This window comes from Paraburkholderia aspalathi (genome assembly GCF_905220735.1).
Classification (GTDB): domain Bacteria; phylum Pseudomonadota; class Gammaproteobacteria; order Burkholderiales; family Burkholderiaceae; genus Paraburkholderia; species Paraburkholderia aspalathi.
Window position 1 is genome coordinate 312908 of the sequence record NZ_CAJNBA010000001.1, and the last position, 20464, is coordinate 333371.

16 protein-coding genes are annotated in these 20464 nt (G+C 59.4%); 8 read left to right on the top strand and 8 right to left on the bottom strand.

Annotated elements, in window-relative coordinates; translation table 11 throughout:
* The first annotated feature begins 7 nt into the window (after nucleotides 1-7).
* The 7 genes from KHO30_RS01300 (at nucleotide 8) to KHO30_RS01330 (ending at nucleotide 7425) form a co-directional block, all read left to right on the top strand.
* On the top strand, nucleotides 8-1684 hold the full coding sequence (locus tag KHO30_RS01300) for a pilus assembly protein N-terminal domain-containing protein (RefSeq protein WP_211699812.1): 1677 nt from the start codon (nucleotides 8-10) through the stop codon (nucleotides 1682-1684).
* A 22-nt stretch (nucleotides 1685-1706) separates the two neighbouring features.
* A complete protein-coding gene (locus tag KHO30_RS01305) occupies nucleotides 1707-3662 on the top strand; it encodes a TadA family conjugal transfer-associated ATPase (protein WP_211699813.1) in 1956 nt (651 codons plus the stop codon).
* A 10-nt stretch (nucleotides 3663-3672) separates the two neighbouring features.
* Nucleotides 3673-4521, top strand: a complete 849-nt coding sequence (locus KHO30_RS01310) for a type II secretion system F family protein (RefSeq protein WP_211699814.1) — start codon at nucleotides 3673-3675, stop codon at nucleotides 4519-4521.
* 3 nt (nucleotides 4522-4524) lie between these two features.
* The gene (locus tag KHO30_RS01315) at nucleotides 4525-5406 is read left to right on the top strand and encodes a type II secretion system F family protein (RefSeq protein ID WP_211699815.1); all 882 of its coding nucleotides are present in this window, start codon (nucleotides 4525-4527) and stop codon (nucleotides 5404-5406) included.
* Nucleotides 5403-5753, top strand: a complete 351-nt coding sequence (locus tag KHO30_RS01320) for a DUF192 domain-containing protein (RefSeq protein WP_211699816.1) — start codon at nucleotides 5403-5405, stop codon at nucleotides 5751-5753. The genes KHO30_RS01315 and KHO30_RS01320 overlap by 4 nt, the downstream gene beginning before the upstream one ends.
* An 89-nt stretch (nucleotides 5754-5842) precedes the next feature.
* Nucleotides 5843-6580, top strand: a complete 738-nt coding sequence (locus KHO30_RS01325) for a TadE family protein (RefSeq protein ID WP_211699817.1) — start codon at nucleotides 5843-5845, stop codon at nucleotides 6578-6580.
* A gap of 11 nt (nucleotides 6581-6591) precedes the next feature.
* The gene (locus tag KHO30_RS01330) at nucleotides 6592-7425 is read left to right on the top strand and encodes a lytic transglycosylase domain-containing protein (RefSeq protein WP_244863909.1); all 834 of its coding nucleotides are present in this window, start codon (nucleotides 6592-6594) and stop codon (nucleotides 7423-7425) included.
* A 51-nt stretch (nucleotides 7426-7476) separates the two neighbouring features.
* Here the strand turns inward: KHO30_RS01330 and KHO30_RS39115 are convergent, their stop codons facing one another.
* The 7 genes from KHO30_RS39115 to KHO30_RS01365 all read right to left on the bottom strand — a co-directional run bounded on the left by KHO30_RS39115 (nucleotide 7477) and on the right by KHO30_RS01365 (nucleotide 14940).
* Nucleotides 7477-8181, bottom strand: coding sequence for an Hpt domain-containing protein (locus KHO30_RS39115; protein WP_244863910.1), 705 nt, complete (start codon nucleotides 8179-8181; stop codon nucleotides 7477-7479).
* A gap of 23 nt (nucleotides 8182-8204) precedes the next feature.
* A complete protein-coding gene (locus KHO30_RS01340) occupies nucleotides 8205-8846 on the bottom strand; it encodes a response regulator transcription factor (RefSeq protein ID WP_211699818.1) in 642 nt (213 codons plus the stop codon).
* Between the two features lie 309 nt (nucleotides 8847-9155).
* The gene (locus tag KHO30_RS01345) at nucleotides 9156-10217 is read right to left on the bottom strand and encodes an OmpA family protein (RefSeq protein ID WP_093634417.1); all 1062 of its coding nucleotides are present in this window, start codon (nucleotides 10215-10217) and stop codon (nucleotides 9156-9158) included.
* A gap of 150 nt (nucleotides 10218-10367) precedes the next feature.
* The gene (locus tag KHO30_RS01350; protein ID WP_093634416.1) at nucleotides 10368-11207 is read right to left on the bottom strand and encodes an ABC transporter permease; all 840 of its coding nucleotides are present in this window, start codon (nucleotides 11205-11207) and stop codon (nucleotides 10368-10370) included.
* Between the two features lie 24 nt (nucleotides 11208-11231).
* Nucleotides 11232-12500: an ABC transporter permease gene (locus KHO30_RS01355; protein ID WP_200655289.1), complete on the bottom strand. Its 1269-nt coding sequence runs from the start codon at nucleotides 12498-12500 to the stop codon at nucleotides 11232-11234.
* A gap of 169 nt (nucleotides 12501-12669) precedes the next feature.
* The gene (locus KHO30_RS01360; RefSeq protein WP_054034777.1) at nucleotides 12670-13719 is read right to left on the bottom strand and encodes an ABC transporter substrate-binding protein; all 1050 of its coding nucleotides are present in this window, start codon (nucleotides 13717-13719) and stop codon (nucleotides 12670-12672) included.
* A gap of 123 nt (nucleotides 13720-13842) precedes the next feature.
* Nucleotides 13843-14940: an ABC transporter ATP-binding protein gene (locus KHO30_RS01365; protein WP_175049712.1), complete on the bottom strand. Its 1098-nt coding sequence runs from the start codon at nucleotides 14938-14940 to the stop codon at nucleotides 13843-13845.
* Nucleotides 14941-15070: 130 nt separating this feature from the next.
* Here KHO30_RS01365 and pdxR point away from each other — a divergent pair, with 130 nt between their 5' ends.
* Nucleotides 15071-16624 carry a MocR-like pyridoxine biosynthesis transcription factor PdxR gene (gene pdxR / locus KHO30_RS01370; protein ID WP_093634413.1) on the top strand — a complete coding sequence of 518 codons (1554 nt, stop codon included), beginning with the start codon at nucleotides 15071-15073 and terminating at the stop codon, nucleotides 16622-16624.
* 25 nt (nucleotides 16625-16649) lie between these two features.
* Here the strand turns inward: pdxR and KHO30_RS01375 are convergent, their stop codons facing one another.
* Complete coding sequence (locus tag KHO30_RS01375) at nucleotides 16650-20402, bottom strand: DUF748 domain-containing protein (RefSeq protein WP_211699819.1); 3753 nt, start codon at nucleotides 20400-20402, stop codon at nucleotides 16650-16652.
* Between the last annotated feature and the right edge of the window lie 62 nt (nucleotides 20403-20464).

The following is a 20464-nucleotide window of genomic DNA, read 5'->3' on the forward strand; positions in this document are numbered from 1 at the left end:
TCACACCATGAAAGTCAAACACAATGCGACGCATCTGCGTCGGCGGGTCCTGCCGTCCGTTCTTATCGGCATCCTGCTATGCGATGCGGCTCCGGCTGCCCTCGCTCAAATCGCGTACCCGTCCTCCAACGACGAGGCGCCAGCTAGCACCCGCGTGCTCGAAATGTTCCGTGGCGAAGTGCGCATCATGCATTTGCCTGGCACCATCAAACGGATCGCGATCGGCAACGGCAAGTTGATTACCGCGAATGTGGTCGACGGTAGCCTCATGCTGCTCGGCGAGCAGGACGGTATGACGTCCCTCGTGGTGTGGAATGAAAAAGGCATTGCACTGCAAACCACCGTGCGCATCGCGAAGGCCGAAGTCAATGCTTCGCTGGAACAGTTGCGTGCCGTGCTGAAGTCGGTACCAGGTCTGCGTATCGATGCCATTGGTTCGAGTATCGTCTTATCGGGCACAGTGCATCGCGACATGGTAGGGATCGTCAAGTCCGCCACCCAGGACATGAAGAACGTGGTCGACACCACCACCATCGATGAAGGCGACGCGCTTAAAAAGACCGTCCATTTCAAGGTGCAGATCATGGAAGTCACGCGCACCGCACAGAAGAACCTCGGCATTTCGTGGGACAGCAGCTTCAAAGGACCGCAGGTCGGCGGCGCCACGAGCGTCTCGACGGGCGCCGCGAAAGCGGTTACCGCGGGCACAAGTTATTTCCTTGCGGGCCTCGCCACTAACATCACCTCGCAGATCAACTTTGCCATTGAAAACGGCGATGCGTATATTCTCGCGGCGCCTGAGCTGAATACGAAGAGCGGCGGCACCGCGAGCTTCCTCGCGGGCGGCGAAGTGCCGATTCCCCAGTCCGGCGCGCTCGGCACCACCAACGTCGAGTACAAGCCGTACGGCATCAAGCTGAACATCATTCCCGTTGTGGATGCGAACAACGTTATCTCCGCCCATTTGACGACCGAGGTCAGCCAGATCGATCCCAGCGTCACCTACGGTGGCATGCCAGGCTTCCTGACCCGCAACACAAGTTCGGATATCTCGATGCGCTCCGGCGAAACGCTGGCCATTTCTGGTCTGGTCAGCGCGGACGCCCTCAGCGACAGTAACGGCATGCCGTTCCTCGGCAAATTGCCCATCATCGGTCAACTGTTTCGCTCGGACAGCTTCCGCGCGAAGAAAAGCGATCTCGTCATTTTTGTGACGCCGGTCATCTCCGATCCGGACCTGGCACCTAACACGGATCTGCTGGCGCGCGCCGACAGACTGGATCAGCGATATCGCAAGGAACATGGCAATCCCAATCCGCTCCTCGACGATGAGGAGAAGGCATCGCTTTCGCCGGCACCACGTCAAGCGATCGGTCCAACCCCTGCGCTGCCTCCCGCGCCCCTGCGCAGTAGACCCATGCAAGCGCCGGCCGAAGAGGAATTGTCGTACACGCCGGTTCCGGCTCAGGCCGCGCTCCAACCCGCCAACGACGCACCGGCACAACCCCTGCCCGCGCGGCCGTCAGTCAGTACGCCGCCTCCCGGCGTCGCTGACGCGCTGCTTATGTTGAACGCTGCACAGCACCCGCCGCTTGTGCAACCCGCTTCGTCCAACGCAGCGCAACCTGCCGGCAACGGCAAGCTGCCGCCGCAAGTCGGCGTTCTTGGCAACTCAGGCAACTGACCGGACCTTGTGGAGAAGTTAGATGCTCAATTTGCAAGTACACACCCGTAACGCGCCCGTGCGCGCTTTCGCGATCGATCAGGGTTGCACCATCGGCAAGGACGCCAGCTGCGACATCCTGGTTAAAGGCATGCTGGTCGGCAAGCTGCAAGCTCGCATCGTGAAGGAAAACAACGCGTATTACATCGAAGATCAAGGCGGTATCGCGGCAACGCTCGTCAACGGTTCGCCAATCACTCGCTATGGCCCGCTGACGGAAGCGGACCAGATCGAAATCGGCACGACGACCTTCAAGATCATGCGTCCGGTGAGCGCCGCGCGAGCGGCGCAGGAACAGCTGCAGGCTCAGCCAGCATCCGTGCCTCAACCAGACAACCATTCGGCATCACACGGTTTGCAGACGACGACTGCGGCACCAGCGTACGCGCAATCGTCAGCCGCACCTGGTGAGACGAACGCCGGTGCCTGGTCGTCCAACGGAACAAGTACTGTATCGCAATCATCCGCCGTCTCGCCGTCCCGCGCGGCCGAATCGGCTGCGCCAGTCGCGCAGGTCGCAGCGCCGCAATTCAACGCTCAACTGGCGGCGTCACGCGAGATTACCCCGGCCCCAAGAGCGGCGCCCATCGAGGCACCGCTACGCATGCAACCCGCCCACGCAAAAAAAACGGCAGCGGAAGAATTGCCTGTGGCACCAATCAACAGCCCCCACGGCATCGAATTGCGTAAACGGGCACATATGAAGGTCATTGCTGCGCTTGACCTGCGTCGTCTGAACGTCGCGCGTATGGAAGATGACGAACTACGCAAAACCGTCAGCACCGCGCTCGACGAAATTTTCAACCAAGACAGTGCTTTCCGGACCCCCGACATCCCAATTGAGACGCTGAAAAAAAGCGTCTTTGATGAAATCATCGGCCTCGGACCGCTTGAAGAATTGATCGCGGACCCGACCGTGTCAGAAATCATGGTCAACTGTCATAACGAGATTTTCATTGAGCAATCGGGAAAGTTGACCCGCTCGCCGGTGATCTTCACTGACGACCGCGCAGTGCTCGGTGCGATTGAGCGGATCGTCGCTCCGATCGGTCGCCGGATCGACGAAAGCTCGCCGATGGTCGACGCACGTCTTGCGGATGGTTCACGTGTAAACGCCGTGATTCCACCTCTGGCGCTGAAAGGCCCAAGCATCACTATTCGGAAGTTCTCCAAGCGCAAGCTGCAAGGCGAAGACCTGATCAATTTCGGCACGTTGTCGCCGGAAATGCTCGAATTCCTGCACACCGCCGTTCAACAGGGTGCGAACATTATCATTTCAGGTGGCACCGGCTCGGGCAAAACGACTTTGCTGAACGTGCTGTCGAGCTACATCCCTGACAACGAGCGGATCGTCACAGTGGAAGATGCGGCCGAACTGCAACTGTCGCAGCCTAATCTCGTTTCGCTCGAAGCTCGCCCCGCCAATATGGAAGGGAAAGGTGCAGTACACATTCGCGATCTCGTGAAGAATTGCCTGCGGATGCGTCCTGACCGGATCGTCATTGGCGAATGCCGGGGCGGTGAGGCATTGGACATGCTGCAAGCAATGAACACCGGTCACGACGGTTCGCTCACCACCGCGCACGCGAACACTCCGCGCGACTGTATCGCGCGTCTCGAAGTGATGACGCTGATGGCGGGTCTCGACCTTCCCGTGCAGGCAATTCGCGAACAGATCTGCTCGGCGGTCGACATTATCGTGCAGCAGTCCCGCTTCTCCTGCGGCTCGCGCCGCGTCACGCACGTGACGGAAGTCAGTGGCATGGAGTCGGGCGTCATCACGCTGCAGGACGTTTTCGTCTTCAAGGAGGAAGGGTTCAGCGAACAGGGCAAGATCCAGGGCAAGTTTGTGCCAACAGCCTACATCCCTGACTTCTACCAGGAGCTGATTCGCAGGCACATCCCTGTGAATACAGAAATTTTCACACGAATGGAATGAGAGAGCGGTCATGAGTCTTCCCATCATTCTCGCGCTGGCATTCTTCGGCAGCATTTTCCTGATCTGGATGGCTATCCGAATGGGTACCTCCACGATCAAGGCCGGTTCGCGGCAAATGGCGGGTGAAATCGAATCGTCACTTGCCGACGCGTTCGTGTTCGTGAACCAGCAAAAGATGGCTGCGTGGAGCATGCTCGCCATCATCGGACTGCCAGTCATTGTTTTCTTGTTGAGCCACAGCATTCTGATCGCGCTGGCATCCGTGCCCCTCGCAATGATGTTGCCCAAGAAATACCTGGCGCGGATGCGCAAGAAGCGTATCGAAGCGGTCGAGAAGCAATTGCCCGATGCCTTGCTGATGATGTCCGGTGCGCTGCGGGCCGGCGCCAGCTTTCCTGCCGCATTGGAGGCCGTCGTACACGAAAGCGCTCCACCTATCTCGCAGGAATTCGACCTGTTGATGCGAGAAATCCGCTTGGGTATCGACCTCGACATCGCCATGCGCAATGTCGAGAAACGTATTCCGATTCCTGACTTCTTGATGGTGACGGCCGCCGTCACCATCGCGCGTGAGGTAGGCGGAAATCTTGCCGAGGCGCTGGAGTCCGTCGCGCGTACGTTGCGGGAAAAGCTGCAGATGGAAGGCAAGATCAAGGCACTGACGTCACAGGGCCGTATGCAAGGCATTGTGATGACGTGCCTGCCGTTGTTCCTGATGCTGGTTCTGCGCTTCATGGAACCCAAGGCGATGGCCCCACTCTTTAGCGAGCCCGTCGGTTGGGCCACCCTCGCAGTGATCGGTGTGATGGAAACCCTCGGCTACCTGTCCATTTCCAAGATCACCAATATCGACGTGTAACCTATGCTGCTATTTATTGCTTTCGCCGTCAGTCTCGGCGTGATTGTCGTCGGCGTCATCTTTTTTAAGTCCGTTAGCGGATTGACGGGCGTTGTACCAGACGAGGATCGTGCTTTCCTTGACCCGTTACCCAAATCGCTGCGGATACTCTGGCCGCTCGTCAATTTCGTCGACTTCCATTTCGGCGATAAATTCAGCGCAAAGCTTATCGCGAAGACTGATTTGCAACTGCGTCTGACTTCGCTCGTGTTCCTGATGAACGCGCGGCAATTCCTATCCTTGTCGGTCATCGCCTCACTATTGGCCTCGCTCATCGTGCTTCTGCTGATGCTCGCGGTCGGTTGGTTTTCGCTTTGGGCGCTAATCGGCGCGGCCACGCTCGGCTACTTCTACCCGCGCATCTGGACGCGCGATGTCCGGCGCAAGCGCGTCACGCGAATTCAGAAGCATTTGCCGATCTATCTCGACTTTCTGACGCTTGCCGTCGAAGCAGGGCTGAATATCAATGGCGCCCTGCAGAAGGCAGTCGAGAAAGGCCCAGACGGCCCGTTGCGCTGGGAGTTCGAACACGTGCTGCGCGATTTGAAATCCGGCCTGAACCGCACGGAATCACTGCGTCGACTGGACGACCGGCTACGCATCAAGGAAGTAACGAATCTCGTCGGCGCGGTCGTCCAGGCAGAACGGATGGGTTCCGGGCTAGCGAAATCGCTACGCTTCCAATCCGAACAACGCCGCTCCGAACGCTTCCAGCGTGCGGAGAAGCAGGCGATGGAAGCTCCCGTAAAGCTCGTCTTCCCACTGTTGATGTTCATCTTCCCGATCACCTTCATCGTGCTGGGTTTCCCGATCGCGATGAAATTCGTGCAGGAAGGTCTGCTGTGATTTTGACCCGCCTTCACGTTCGCGGACGCGACATTGGCGTGCGCGTGTCGATCACCGAAACCGCCCGTGAGCGCATGCGCGGTCTGCTCGACCACGACCGTCTCCCGCACGACGAAGCTTTACTTCTGAAGCGGTGCGGATCGGTGCACACGTTCGGCATGCGCTTCGCCATCGACGTGCTGTTTCTTGATCGGCAGCGGCGTATCGTTGCGATCCGCCATAACGTGCCGAAGCGGCGCATGTTGTTTAGCCTCCGCGCGACCCAAACCCTGGAAATGCCCGCGGGTATCGCCCGGCTGCACGGTCTTGAACTTGGCGACATCCTTGATTTTGAGGCAATCCGGTGAATCCCTCCCGATCCATGTTAAAGAATCTCACCTCGTTTCGCCCAGTACTGAACCGAAGCGCCCGCAGGCTTAGGCAGTCGGGTCAATCAATGGCGGAGTTCATCATCATCGCGCCGGCGTTGTTATTCGTGGGTTTTGCGACCGTGCAGTTCGTATTGCTCTATCAGGCGAAATCGACGCTGGATGTCGCCGTGCTTGAGGCTGCTCGCGAAGGTGCCGTCAACAACGGTTCGATGAAGGCGATGCGAGCAGGTTTGGCACGCGGTCTTGCGCCGATCTACGCGCGCCATGCAGACGCCGACGGTGTCGCGGCGGCCCAGGCCAAAGCACAGGCAGACGCAGCCAACTTCAGCATCATTACCGTGCTGAATCCCACTCAACAGGCCGTGCACGTTTTTTCGCAGCCACGCGTCTATCTGGATCCATCCAATCCCGTCATGGAGATCCCGAACGACACGTTGATGTATCGCGATTCCAGCATGCAGAATCCAGCCAAAATGAGCATTCAGGACGCGAACATACTGAAAATTCATGTGCACTATTGCTACAACATGTACGTGCCGCTGGCGAACAAGGTGATCTACTACGCGGCGAACGTGATCGGCAGTATCGGCAGGATGGGCATTCTGACGACTGAGCCGGCTAACCTGAACAAGGATCCTTACGGCTTTCCCCAAAACGGCGACTCGCTTTGCAAAGTCAAACTTGCGGACGGTATCGCAACTGGTCGCTGGCCGCTATCGCTGGATTCAGAAGCGATGGTGCGCATGCAGTCGCCGTTCCGGATGGCGTCGGCGAATGACTCTCCCAATCCCACGGGAAATTGATGGCACATTGTATGAAAACGTGGCTGCCGGCATTTCTGTGTACCGGGGGGAAGCGGGCTCGCCTATTCTCGAAGAAGACATTGCCGGCCGCATGGTTGCATAGGTCGCTGCTTGCCTATCTGATAGCTGGGACGATTTCCCTGCCACTCAGCGCAGGGGCGGTCGAAACCGCGACCACGCGCGTCCGCAATACATCCAACGTGATCATGATGGTTGGCGGACTGACGGCCACGGACGATGTCGTCGCGCCAAGCACGCCCGCCGACTCAGCACAGCCGGATGCCGCTGACGACAACTCGAAACCACAATCCGTTGTCATCCAGCCAGACCTCTCCCAGTCAACCGACCCAGTGCTCCGCTCTTCCGCTTCGGTCGCCTCCCGCGTCATGGCGCTCTCGCCCGTGATCGACGAAGCCGCACGCGCCACCGATCTGGACAGCGCACTACTGATGGCGGTGATTGACGTCGAGTCTGGAGGCAATCCGCAGGCGGTCTCGCCCAAAGGCGCCACAGGGCTCATGCAATTGATGCCGAACACCGGTGCGCGACACGGCGCGTCGGATCTGTTCGATCCTCGCCAGAACATAGCCGCCGGAGCGCGCTATCTGAAGCAGTTGATGCGTCAGTTCGGAGACCTGCAGTTGGTGCTCGCTGCTTACAATGCAGGCGAAGGCGCGGTGCAGAAGTACGGCGGACAGATCCCGCCCTACGCGGAAACAATGAACTACGTGCCCAAAGTCATCGCGCGATATATGGGGTATCGCGATGCCATATCTTCCACCGGCACTGTGAGCAATCGAGCGATAGCTGACAGTTCACGCGGACGCGTGTTGCTGGTGCGATAGGGCCGCCGGCGATATAGGCAACGGTGTTGCCAAAGGCAAGGTGATTGCAGATCAATGCTGTGCCGCAGACTCGAGTGCTTCATGCATTGACACGTCGAGACTTTCGAGTGCATCGACTACGAGCGGTAGAAGCGCGGTGGCCAAGGCAGCTTCACGCTCCCGCGCCGCAGCTTCCAGGCGTGTCAACAACGCGATCAGCCCGAAACAGTCGAGCATCCGCGCAGATCCCGCGATGCGATGTGCCGCGCTACTCACCTCGCCCCATGAACTCGCTTTGAGTTTGTCACGCAACAGCACGAGCGTAGTTCGGTTGGTGTCGATAATCATACGAAGCAGGCGTACTGCGGTGCCTTCGTCGCCACAGGCGAGTTCAAGAACTTTTGCGCGTAGCGATACACGTTCGCCCGGTGCCAGTGCGATGTAGCGCCGTGAAGACAACGCCTCACACAGAGCAAGTTCATCGACTGGTTCCGTCAGGATGCTGTCGAAGCTTTCAGCTAGCGCAGCGCGTGACGACGCGGTGATGTCAGCCGGAACTACTGCAAATCGCAGGCTATGTGCACTCGTTACGGGATGGGCGAAAGTCGGGGTCGCGCCTCGATCCTCCGCAGCACAATGAACTAGCGCCAACGCGGCACGACCCGGTACTTCAACTGCATCTGCACACTGTCTAAAACCGAGACTCGCCAGCATTGTGCTTAGACCGCTTGCCTGTCCCCATGCAGAATCAGCGCTCACAAGAATGGCGTATTGCATTGTGTTAGGCATGACGAACTCACTCACTGCGGCGACGCAATCCGGCAGCGGCGTGCCAGATCGATCAGTTCAACGAGCGACTTTACCCCTAGCTTTTGCATGATACGGGTCTTGTGACTGCTCACGGTCTTGTTACTGATAAACAGCGTGTCTCCAATCGTCTTGTTCGACATGCCCTTCGAAAGCATCTGTAGAATCACGAGTTCCTTATCTGATAGCAGGGTGAGCCTGTCTTCTTCTTTCGCGTCACCGCTATTGGACGAAAACCCGCGGCCTCCGGAGACTACAGGGAACACGGTATACCCGGCCAACACCGCCTCTACGCCGCGCATGATCTCCTTCATTTCCTGCGACTTGGCAACGAAACCTTGCACGCCGGAGCGCATCGCCCGCGGTGCAAATATAACAGGATCCTGACCTGACAACACGAGCATGCGCATCGACGGATGTGCAAGCTTGAGCCTAGGGATTACGTCAAGTCCGCTAATACGCGGAATATCGAGATCAAGTATCGCAAGTACCGGTGTGTGCTGACGGGCCAGTTCAACGGCCGTTTGCCCGTTGTCGGCTTCGATCACATCTTCGATGCCAAGCAGTTGCATAAGCTGCATCTTGATGACCAGTCGAAATGCCGGGTGATCATCGATAACCAGGATCTTAGACATATATGGTATTCCTCATTAAAAATCCCCTTATCACGTCAATTGTCACCATGCGCGAGCTCGAAAATCTGAATCGATCGAGAAGAAACCCCATGCGCCCTAAAAATGAGAAGGCAGGCCGCCGGTAAGTATTCTTGCCAGATGTGCACACAAATGCACTTCTGCTTTGCGGTGAGAGACTATGGAGAATTGAGATTACAGGAGGCTCACAACGGAGCCGGGACACAACATGTGCGAGTCGAAATATCGACCAGCTGCTGCGCGACGTTGGCGTCCATAGATACCGACGGTGATTCTTGATGCATGTGCACGCTACGACTCGGCCAGCACAAATTCGATTTCGACGCGCCGGTTTGGCTCAAGACACCGCACCAGTTCATCGCGCTTTGTTTGCTGGCAGGTGACTAACTGATTCGCACTGCCTTGGCCTTGCGCGGTCATAGGCAACGTCACGCCGTGGTTGCGCAGATACTGCCTGACTGTCTGCGCACGCTGCAACGATAGACTCTGGTTGTGGGTATCGCTTCCGAGTCGGTCGGCAAACCCGGTGATCTTTAGCTCGCGTACCGTTGGGGCCCGCTTCAAGCCCGTGACCACCCCGTCGAGTTGTCGCTTGCCAGCCGGCAGGATCGCAGCCTCGCTGCTGCCGTCGAAACGGAACAGGGAGTCGGCCCGCAGCGTAATCTTTTGAGGCACCTGTACTGCGGGTGCCGATGCAGGCGTCGCTTTCGCCTGCGAGCATTGCAACGCCGTTTCCGCCGACTTCCGCAAATTATCCTGAACCTCGGGTAAGCGCTGTTCAGCAGCGGAGAACCTACGCGCCCAAGCGTCATGGCCTGCTTGCAGCAGTTCGACTTCAGCACATGCAAGAGGTTGTTGTGCCTGGGGACACTGGGCGAAGGCAGGATCGCCTTTGATGGTATTGACGATTTTCCACAGATCAGGACGCACCGTGGACACCGTGCGTAAGACCGGGTTAGCAGCGGACAACGGCGTGCCGTTTTCGAGGCTCATTGTGATGACCGCAGCCTGGCCGATCGCTTCCTCAACGAAGCCCCAGTGATCGTTAGCCTGCTGCGTCTGCTGACCGGCATCGATCCAGCACTGGGCCTTCGCGTGGAAGTAGCCGCTCTTGTCGCCGGGCAATTGATCGATCCGCTGTTGCAACGATGCCAGCGCGGTGCGACTGCTGACGATTGACGCATAGGCGCCAACCCATTGCGCGTTTGCCGCGCCTGCTGCCTCGTCCTGCGATGTGCCGATTCCCGCTTTCAGCACCGTGGCATCTTCAATCCCGAGACGTTCACGCGCGGCGTGATCCGCGCAGCCTGACAAGGCCAGTGCAAAAGCTAGCAGCGTTAGCTGAAATTTCATTGCTCTTCTGCGTCGAGCGCATCTTCTTTAAGAAGGCTCCGAGTATGAAGAGACGCAGCACGAGACGGAATGGGAACATTCTTAGAATCATGTCGGAAAATCCACGCTTTTGCATTCGTGTGGCATAACAGCTGTCATCGGGCGCGACGCTTACGCCGCCACCGCCCGCGCCGCATTCCTCCCCCGCAGCCATTCCAACGCAAGCAACAGACAAGTCGAGAACACAATCAAAATCGTCGCCAGCGCCGCGATAGTCGGGCTGATGTTCTCGCGAATACCAGTGAACATCTGACGCGGCAAGGTAGTCTGATCCGCCCCAGCCAGGAACAGCGTCACGACCACTTCATCAAACGAAGTAGCAAACGCAAACAGCGCACCCGAAATCACCCCCGGCGCAATCACCGGCAGCGTGATACGGAAGAACGTCTTCACCGGATTCGCTCCTAGCGACAAACTCGCGCGCACCAGGTTGTAGTTAAAGCCTTGCAACGTCGCCGCGACCGTCGTCACCACAAACGGCACACCGAGCGACGCGTGCGCGAGAATCAGCCCGATATACGTATTCGCCAAACCAAGCGGCGCAAAAAACAGATACATGCCGACGCCGACCACCACCACCGGCACGATCATCGGCGAAATCAGAACCGCCATCAGCAATGCCTTGCCGCGGAAATTCGCTTTGGTCAGGCCGATCGCAGCCAACGTGCCGAGCACGGTCGCCACGACAGTGGCCGAAGGCGCGACGATAAAGCTATTCTTCGCCGCCATGCGCCATTCATCGGACCCGATCAGGTTCGCATACCAGCGCATCGACCAGCCCGGGATCGGATACACCAGGAATGTGCTGGACGAAAACGATAACGGCACAATCGCCAGCACCGGCAGGATCAGATACAGCAGCGTCAGCACGGCAAGCGCGCGCAACGCGAAATACCACACGCGCTCGATCAAGGACGTATGCGGCGCAAACAAGGGCTTGGCAAGTTTCATCGCGAGTAAGCTCCGTTCAGCCAATCAGCCGAGGCTCAGGGACGAACGCGTGAAGCGTCCATAGATGACATACAGCACGAGCGTCGCGGCAAGCAGCAAACCGCCGAGTGCGCACGCCATACCCCAGTTGATCGTCACGTTGGTGAAGTACGCGACGTAGTAGCTGACCATCTGATCATTCGGTCCGCCGAGCAATGCCGGCGTGATGTAGTAGCCGATCGCCAGAATGAACACAAGCAACGCACCCGCGCCAATACCCGGATAAGTTTGCGGCACATAAACACGCCAGAACGCGGCGAACGGATGACTGCCAAGCGAGATCGCGGCACGCTGATAAGTCGGCGGGATCGACTTCATCACGCTATACAGCGGCAGAATCATGAACGGCAACAGAATGTGCGTCATCGAGATGTACACGCCGGTGCGGTTGAACAGCAACGACAACGGATCGTGCAAAATGCCACTCGCAATCAGCGCCTTGTTCACCAGCCCTTCGCTTTGCAGAATCACGATCCATGCAGCAACGCGTACGAGGATCGAAGTCCAGAACGGAATCAGCACGAGGATCATCACAAGATTCGCGCGGCGGTCGGAGAGCGTCGAAATCCAGTAAGCGAGCGGATAACCGAGCAGCAGCGCAAAGAATGTCACGACTGCGCCGATCACGAAGGTGCGGCTGAATACGTGGAGATAAATCTGTTGCTCCGGATCCGTCTCGATGATGTGACCGAATCCGTCCTGCTTGTGGTCCAAAGAGGCCAGCAGATAAAACGGCGAGTAGGCACCGGAATTCTTCGCGATCGCCTGCCAGTACGCGACGTTGTTCCAGCGTTCGTCGAGTTCGGCGAACTTCGCGTGCATCTGGGCCGGCGTGAGCGTCAACGGCTTGTTGTTGTCGTCGACGAACGGCATGGCGTGAGCCGATTTTGCGACCAGCGAGCGATAGCCTGGAATTTCCACGTTCAGCCGCCGCGCCAGCGCGCCCATGCCATCGCTATCGGCAATCGCAGTCAGGTCCACAGCTAGCGCGGAGTATGCGGCGTCAGGCGGCAGCGCCTTGCGATCCCAACCGCTCAACGCATTCAGCGTATGCGGCAGGGCGTTCATCACTTCCGGATTCTGCGCGGCCCGCGTCAATAGCGCACCGATCGGCACGACAAAAATCAGCAGCAGAAAAATGGCGAGCGGTGCAATCAGCAACAGCGCCATCGCGCGCTTCTTTGCTTCTGCGGCCTTCAGTTCTCGCTTAAGTCGAACATTCGACTCAGGCGTCGAATCGGCGGCGATCGTCATCGTAGTCACACCTCGTCTCCTCGATCCGGAGTTAGCGCGCTAGCCCTTACTCCGATCCCATGCATCCGGCCGCTCGCGCACATCGCGAAGACATGCGTTTGCGTTTGTTTCATTGCATTGACGCGGCGCGGCTTCACCATAAAAGCCGCGCCTTCTCACACCTGGCTAATTACTTCGAAGCCCAAGACGAAAAACGTTGCTCCAGCTCATCGCCATGGTCGGTCCAGAACGAGAGGTTCTGCAGCACGGCGTTCTTGCCGTTAGCCGGCGAGTTCGGCAGATTGGACAGCGTCTTCGGATCGAGCGCCTTGATGGCCGCCACGTTCACCGGACCATACGCAATGTTGTGCGCGTAGTCCTGCTGCGGCTTCGACGAGATCGAATACGCGATGTACTTCTCAGCCAGCGCCTTGTTCGGCGTGCCCTTCGGAATCGCCCAGTAGTCGAGGTCGTAAATGCTGCCGTTCCACACCACCTTGAGGTTCTTGCCTTCCTTCTGCGCGGCATCGATACGGCCGTTGTACGCGGTCGACATCACCACATCACCCGCGACCAGGAATTGCGGCGGCTGTGCGCCCGCTTCCCACCACTGGATGTTCGGCTTCAGTTCGTCGAGCTTCTTGAACGCGCGGTCCTGGCCTTCCTTGGTGGCAAGCACCTTGTAGACGTCCTTCGGCGGCACGCCGTCGGCCATCAGCGCGAATTCGAGGTTGTAACGCGCGCCCTTGCGCATCGCGCGCTTGCCCGGGAATTTCTTCACGTCCCAGAAGTCGGCCCAGCCTGCCGGCGCAGTTTTCAGCTTGTCGGCGTTGTACGCGAGCGCCGTCGACCACACGAAGAAGCCCACGCCGCAGGTTTGCGGTGCTTCCGGAATCAGGTCCGACTTCTTGCCGATCTTCGACCAGTCGAGCTTCTCGTACAGGCCCTCGTCGCAACCACGGCCGATGTCGCCCGATTCAACTTCCACCACGTCCCAATTCACGTGTTTGGCTTCGACCATCGCCTTCACTTTGGCCTGCTCACCGTTGTATTCAACGGCGGTCACTTTATTGCTGGTTTGCGTTTCGAACGGCTGGTTGAATGCGACCTTTTGCGCGTCGCCATTCGCGCCGCCGAAATTGACGACCGTCAGTTCAGCTGCATTGACTTGCGCGGCGCCCAGCGCGAGCGCCACAGCACCGACAGCGATGGCGCAGCGCGATTTCCCGATCTTGCTCATGGTGTGTTGCTCTCCTTTGGTGGTGTGCTTCAAGCTACGTACAGTGCGACTTGTTATGTGCTGCTTAGGTGAACTGCTTCTTTTGCCTGCGTCGACGACCTGCAACCCGTGCATTGCACGCGCTCACGCGCCTGCAAACACTCGCAGATGCTCGGGCGCAAACTCGAGCGCGACGGGCGCGCCAGGTGCGAAGGTTTCGAGTGCATCGGTGCCGAGCGGCACCTTCACGAAGCACTCGTCCTGCTCCGGCAAACCACAGCGCATCCGCACGTGATCGCCGAAATAAATCAGCCCGCGCGCTTCGCCGCTTAGTGCATTGGCGCCAGGCCTTGACACGCCATTGGCGAGTTTCATGCGCTCAGGCCGGATACACGCGACCGCCGGCGTGCCCGCCCGCGCACCGCCAATATTGCGTCCCGTGAGTCGCGTGCCGTCAATCAGATGAAACTCGCAGTACTCGCCGTCAACATTCGCGATCGTGCCGCGCAGCTTGTTGCTGTCACCGATGAAGTTCGCAACGAACTCGTTGCACGGCGATTCATAGAGACGATCCACGGTATCGAGTTGCTGCACGATGCCCTTATCGAACACAGCAACACGGTCGGACATGGTCAGCGCTTCGCCCTGATCGTGCGTGACATACACAAACGTCACGCCGAGCTTCTCGTGCAATGATTTAAGTTCGTACTGCATGTGTTCGCGCAACTGCTTGTCGAGTGCGCCGAGCGGCTCGTCCATCAGCACGAGCTTCGGCTCGAACACGAGCGCCCGCGCCAAGGCAATACGTTGCTGCTGACCGCCGGAAAGCTGCGCCGGGTAACGCTTTGCGAAGCTTTCCATGCGCACCATCTTCAGCGCGTTATTCGTGCGATGCGCACGCTCTTCCGCCGACAGTTTGCGCACCGTGAGCGGATACGCGACGTTCTGCTCGACCGTCAGATGCGGAAACAGCGCGTAGTTCTGAAACACCATGCCGATGTTGCGCTTGTGCGGCGGCACGGTATTGAGCAGCGTGCCGTCGAGCCAAATCTCACCGCCGGTGGGAAATTCGAAGCCCGCCAGCATCATCAGACATGTGGTTTTCCCTGATCCGGACGGCCCGAGCAGCGTCAGGAATTCGCCCTGATAGATATCCAGATCGAGTTGTTTGACGACCAGCGTTTCGCCGTCGTACGTCTTGCGCACACCCCGAAAGCTGACGATCACGTCATCGGTTTTCATCGCACTAGTCTCCTCTGCGGTCCGGCTGGCTCCCCCTGCAAAGCAGCGGGATTGCATTAATTGCGTGGCTCACTATAGTCCCTTACGGTTCTACAATATGGAACCATTTCATTATTCCGGATAGAACCACTTGGACACCGTGATCTTGTCGGATTGGCTTGCCGCGCGACTCGACCGCGCCGCCGCCGAACCGGTCTACAGACAGACGTTGCGGCTGATGCAGCAGGCCATCCTGACCGGTCAGCTACCGCCTGGCACCAAGCTGCCCAGTTCGCGCACGCTCGCCGAGGACCTCGGTATCGCGCGCAACACGGTGCTGCACGTCTACGACCAGCTTACCGCCGAAGGCTATGTGATCTCGACCACCGGCAGCGGCACCTATGTCGCCGACACGCGGCCGGACACGGCAGCAGTGAATGCACGCAAGAAGCCGACAGTGGCGAGTGTCAATGTTGACAGCGCCGATCAAGCCGCCGAGGCCTTGAAGCCGCCCAAACGCGATCTAGGCGACCTCTCCATGCGCGGACGCAGGCTCATCGATCAGGCAGGCGTGTCCGCCAAGCAATGGGGCGCGTTCATGCCGGGCGTGCCCGACGTCGCTGAGTTTCCGGCGCGCACATGGAGCCGCTTACAAGCAAGGTTGTGGAAGGAAGCCAATCCCGATCTGCTGACCTATGCGCCAGGCGGCGGCTATCGGCCTTTAAGGCGGGCGCTGTCCGATTACCTGCGCGTCGCGCGCTCGGTGAATTGCACGCCCGATCAGATCATCATCACGACGGGTATTCATCAGTCGATCGATCTGGCCGTGCGTTTATTGACCGACGTCGGCGATCGCGCGTGGGTAGAAGAGCCGTGCTATTGGGGCGCGCGCAGCGTGCTGCAATCGTCGGGGATTACGCTAGTGCCGGTGCCAGTGGATGACGAGGGCCTCAATCCGCGCGAGCAGGATCTGCAACAGCCGCCGCGGTTGGCGCTCGTCACGCCGTCGCATCAATATCCGCTCGGCATGGTGATGAGTCTCGCGCGGCGCCGCACGCTGCTCGAATACGCACGCCAACACAACGTCTGGATCATCGAGGACGACTACGACAGCGAATTCCGCTACGGCAGCCGTCCGCTCGCGTCGTTGCAAGGACTCGACGACGCCGGCCAGGTGATCTACGTGGGAAGTTTGGGGAAGATGCTGTTTCCGGGTTTGCGGATCGGCTACATGATCGCGCCGGAACATCTGGTGGATACGTTCCGCACGGGCGTGGCCGAGCTGTATCGCGAGGGGCAACTGATGCAGCAGGCGGTGATGACTGACTTCATCATGGACGGCCATCTCACATCGCACGTACGCCGTATGCGCGCGCTCTATGGCGAGCGCCGGCAGATTCTGATCGACGCGATCACCGCGCGTTTCGGCAACGAACTGCCGGTGATGGGCGACGAGGCCGGGCTGCACCTGGTGCTTGGGCTGCCCGATCATGCGAACGATCGCGCCGTCACGGCAGCCGCTTACGATGCCGGCGTGATCGTGCGACCGCTCGCCGCTTACTACAGCAGCGAGACGCCCGCGCGACGCGGACTGTTGCTGGGCTACGCCTGCGTGCCGAACGAGAAGATCGGTCCGGCATTCGACACGCTCGCGCGCGTGATCGAGCAGACGGCGTTGAAGAAGGTGCCGACGCGAGCCGCTTAACCGGCTCGCATCGCAACACAATGCATCACTTCAACCCAAAGTCCACCCGCGTCGTGGCGCCCTTGTCCTTGATGCCATCGGCGTCCAGTTTCGGCGCGACGATAAACACGCGGCTGCTGTCGATCTTGCCCTCGAAATACTGCTGCACGGCTTGCGCCCGTTGCTGGGCGAGTTGACGCAAGCTGGCGTCGTCGATTGGAGCATTAGCGGCCATCGCCGCCTTCATCTCGTCGTCCGGCAGGCTCTTGGTCAAACCGACAAAATTGCGCGGCTTCTTGAAGTCGGCCGCCTTGTAGGCCTTGGTCAAGTACTTGTCGTATTCCTTCGGATCCACGGTAACGGTCGACAGATCCACGCTTTCGCCATTGCCCACCACGTCCTTGATCTTCTGTTGCTTGACCTGGCGATCGACGTATTGAGCACGCAACCCCGGTCCGTCGACTGCCGGATCGACGCGGCCAATCAGATCGATACGAATCGAGCTCTTGTCTGCCAGCGCCTTCACGATAGTGTCGAGCTTCTTGTCCGCAGCGTCGGACAGTTGCGCCGACCCGGGCTCGAACTCGACATAGCCCAACTCCTCGCCACCGCCACCGAAGGCGTTGGCGATCAGCGAGAACGGCGCCGTTACCGCCTTCTGCAGCAGATTGAGCACCGCATGCCAGATGAGGCCGCCGATGCTGAACTCCGGATTCGACAACGAACCCGACACCGGCAGATTCACATCGATTTCACCGCGTGAGTTTTTCAGCAGCGAAATCGCGAGACGCACTGGCAGCTTGGTCGCCGTATCATTCTCGACGTGGTCACCGAACGTAAGCTGATCGATGAAAATATGATTGTTGGCATTCAACTGATCGTTATCGAGCTTGTAGTGCAGATCGACGTTCAGCTTGCCCTTGGTGATCGGATAGCCGGCGTATTTCGCCGAATACGGCGTGAGATTGGTGAGCTCGATATCGTGCGCGCTCGCAGTCAGGTCGAGCGCCGGCTTCGCGATCAGCGGATTGACGGTGCCGCGAATCGATAGCGGACCATTCGCCGCCAGCTTCGCGGCGATGTCCACGGGCGCAGGCGTAGTCGACTGCGTGCCGAACGCGCCGACCGTGCCTTGAATGCCAACCAGGTTCGCGGTGAAGTTCGGCTTGATGAAGTTGTCGGTGTACGTCACACGGCCCTGTTGCAGCACCAATTGGCCGAAGTGCAGTTTGACGGGGCTTTGCGGCGGCGTGGCGGCCGTCACTGTGGCCGGGGTTGCCGACGACGCCGGTACCGGCGCGGAAGCCAGCTCTGGCGCCGATGCAGCCTGCGGCGTCAACGGCACCGGCTCGTGGCCGCCGCTCTTGTCGCGTGTCAGCGACTGCGCGGCGCCGCTTTCATGCGCGACCACGTCCTTGAGATTGAGCTTGCCTTGCGCGTCGAGCAGCACACGCCCATAGAACTTCGTGAACGTAACGCGGCCCGCATCGACCACGGTGCCGTGTTCGTCGTAGTCAGCCTTGAGGTTGGTCAGCGCGAGCGAACTCCATCCCGCGAATGGGTCCGAAGTCGCCTTGTCGATCATCCGCACGTCGACGAGCGCGACGTCTCCGCGATACGTCGCTTTGAGCGCTTTCGCCTGACTCAGCGCGAGATCGCCATTCGCATTGAGCAACGCGCTCGCGATAAGCGCATTCAGCTTGCCGCCGAAGTACGGTTCGAAGGCCGCCGCATCCAGGCGGTTCGCGTTCACCTTGACGGCCACCTTGAGCGGCGTCGCCGTGACATCGCCCTTTACGCCGAGCGTGCCTTTCTTGTTGAGCGTGGCTTGCAGATCGACCGGCAGCGGCTTACTCAGATCGTCGCTGATCTGCTGCACCTTCAATTGCAGCGGCGTGACGCTCAGCTTCACCGGATTCGGCGTGGTGTTGTCGGTAAAATTCGCGGTCGCGTCTTTCAGGTTAAGTTCGCCGATCTTGTAGTGCCACGCGGGCCCCGCTGCCTCCGCCTTCTTCACCGCATGGATCGCCGTGCGCTGTTGCTCGGCCTGATGCGGACCCGCGAGCGCGGCGAGGTCGATGCTGCCGTCCTTCAGACGTTGCGCATTGACCACCAGGCCGGTCGTATCGACGCCGGTGATATCGGCAGTACGCCCCGCCACGTCCACCTGTTTGACCGTCACCTGGCCTTGCGCGAGCGAAACGACCGGCTCCTTGCCGCCGCGCGCTGCGAGTTTGAGCGATTGCAGATCGAGTTGTGTGTCGGTGACCATGACTGCGACCGGCGACTTCGACCAGTTCGCACCCACGTTCGCGTTGGCGGAGAGCGCGCCGTCCACTACTTGCGCGGCGGTCGCGGTGTCGAGGTACGGTTGCAGCAAGGGCAACTTCAGTGACTTCAAATCGACCTTTGCGCTGGCGGTCTTCGCAACAAGGCCGAACGCGCCGGCCACGCCGAGCGAGCCGCCGCTGTCCTTGAAGTCGGTATTGAGCGTGTAATGCGCGGGGGCGGTAGCGAGCGTCGAGAAATCGGTCAGCGTGACAGCCAGTTTCTGCAGGCCGGCGTCAACCGGACGCGAGGCAGCTTCATCGTGAACGTTCACGGTCCCGTCGTTGAGCACGAAACGCTTGATCGACAGGTCCAGAGGCTGTGCGGCCTTTTCCGTTGCGCCAGTACCCGATGCCGCAACGGGCGCAGACGCCGGCGCGGATGCGGAAGCCCCCGTAGCAGGCGCAGGCGCGAACATCCGCTCGACACTCAACACGCCGTCTTTATCACGCGCAAGATTGGCGCTTGGCGCGTCGATGCGGATCTCGTCGATGTGATACAGGTTCTTCAACGGCTCCAGTGTCCCGGCAGCCACATGCAACGCGCGCGCCGCGAAGAACGGCGCCTTGCTCTGATCGCGCACGTCCACATCGTTCAAGTCGACGGTGCCTGCCACGCGTAACGAGGGAGCGTCGTTAGAGACCACGAAGTTGAGCTTGAGATCGGTGGACAGCTTGCCGCTCTGCACAACCACAGGCAGCTTGGTCGGCGCGTAGGAGATGAGCTGCGGCACGTCGAGCCCGTCGAAGCGCAGCGACACCTCCGATTCGCGCGACGCGGCAAACGGCTTGGTCTTGCCGTCGATCGCGAGCGGGCTGCCGTCAATACGCGCACGCAGCAACGGCTCGACGAAGATGTCGGTTTTCGAAGGCAGCGTAGCGATGAAAGGAATGCCGAGCTTCCATTGATCGATCACGTGCGTTGCGCCGAGCAATTTGTCGTCGAACGTAATCTGGCCGTTTTCGAGGCGAATGTTCGACACTGAAAACAGCGTTGGCTTGCTATCGGGCTTGGCCGGCTGCTTCGAGAATTTCTCGATCAGGTCGGTGAAATTGAAGCGCTGCGCGTCGTAGCGAACGATATGAAAGCGTGGTGAATCGAGTTGCACTTCATCGACGATCGGCGCGCCACGAAACAGCGAGCTCCATGACGGCTTCACGATGAGCCGCGCAATATCGACAAAGTCGCCCGCGCCGCCGCGCTCGCCGATATGCACGCTATCGGCTTCGAGCTTGAGCGTGTACGGATTGAGTGCGATGCGGCTGATCGTAGCCGGCCGGTCGAGTTGCTTGCTGAGTTGCTGCTCGGCAATGTGGCGAATCAACGGCGGCGCCGCGAAAAAGCCCAGCAGACCGAACAATACGAGGAAGATCAGCAGACCCGTGATGACACGCCGGGTGCGGCGTGACTGCGCGACATCGCGCACGGTCTGCATGGAAGAGGCGATTGATGCTTTATTGAGGCTTGCCATGCTCGGTCTTGGGTAATGCGGCGGCAAGCCCGCCGCGAAACGAAAATCCCGCAAGCGGCAGT

Coding starts and splice junctions, on each gene's coding strand:
- KHO30_RS01340 (WP_211699818.1), bottom strand. CDS start 8,846: ATGTCTAAGATCCTGGTTATCGATGATCACCCGGCATTTCGACTGGTC.
- KHO30_RS01325 (WP_211699817.1), top strand. CDS start 5,843: ATGGCGGAGTTCATCATCATCGCGCCGGCGTTGTTATTCGTGGGTTTT.
- KHO30_RS01330 (WP_244863909.1), top strand. CDS start 6,592: ATGAAAACGTGGCTGCCGGCATTTCTGTGTACCGGGGGGAAGCGGGCT.
- KHO30_RS01375 (WP_211699819.1), bottom strand. CDS start 20,402: ATGGCAAGCCTCAATAAAGCATCAATCGCCTCTTCCATGCAGACCGTG.
- KHO30_RS01365 (WP_175049712.1), bottom strand. CDS start 14,940: ATGAAAACCGATGACGTGATCGTCAGCTTTCGGGGTGTGCGCAAGACG.
- KHO30_RS01360 (WP_054034777.1), bottom strand. CDS start 13,719: ATGAGCAAGATCGGGAAATCGCGCTGCGCCATCGCTGTCGGTGCTGTG.
- KHO30_RS01355 (WP_200655289.1), bottom strand. CDS start 12,500: ATGACGATCGCCGCCGATTCGACGCCTGAGTCGAATGTTCGACTTAAG.
- KHO30_RS01300 (WP_211699812.1), top strand. CDS start 8: ATGAAAGTCAAACACAATGCGACGCATCTGCGTCGGCGGGTCCTGCCG.
- KHO30_RS01345 (WP_093634417.1), bottom strand. CDS start 10,217: ATGAAATTTCAGCTAACGCTGCTAGCTTTTGCACTGGCCTTGTCAGGC.
- KHO30_RS39115 (WP_244863910.1), bottom strand. CDS start 8,181: ATGCAATACGCCATTCTTGTGAGCGCTGATTCTGCATGGGGACAGGCA.
- KHO30_RS01305 (WP_211699813.1), top strand. CDS start 1,707: ATGCTCAATTTGCAAGTACACACCCGTAACGCGCCCGTGCGCGCTTTC.
- KHO30_RS01350 (WP_093634416.1), bottom strand. CDS start 11,207: ATGAAACTTGCCAAGCCCTTGTTTGCGCCGCATACGTCCTTGATCGAG.
- KHO30_RS01315 (WP_211699815.1), top strand. CDS start 4,525: ATGCTGCTATTTATTGCTTTCGCCGTCAGTCTCGGCGTGATTGTCGTC.
- KHO30_RS01310 (WP_211699814.1), top strand. CDS start 3,673: ATGAGTCTTCCCATCATTCTCGCGCTGGCATTCTTCGGCAGCATTTTC.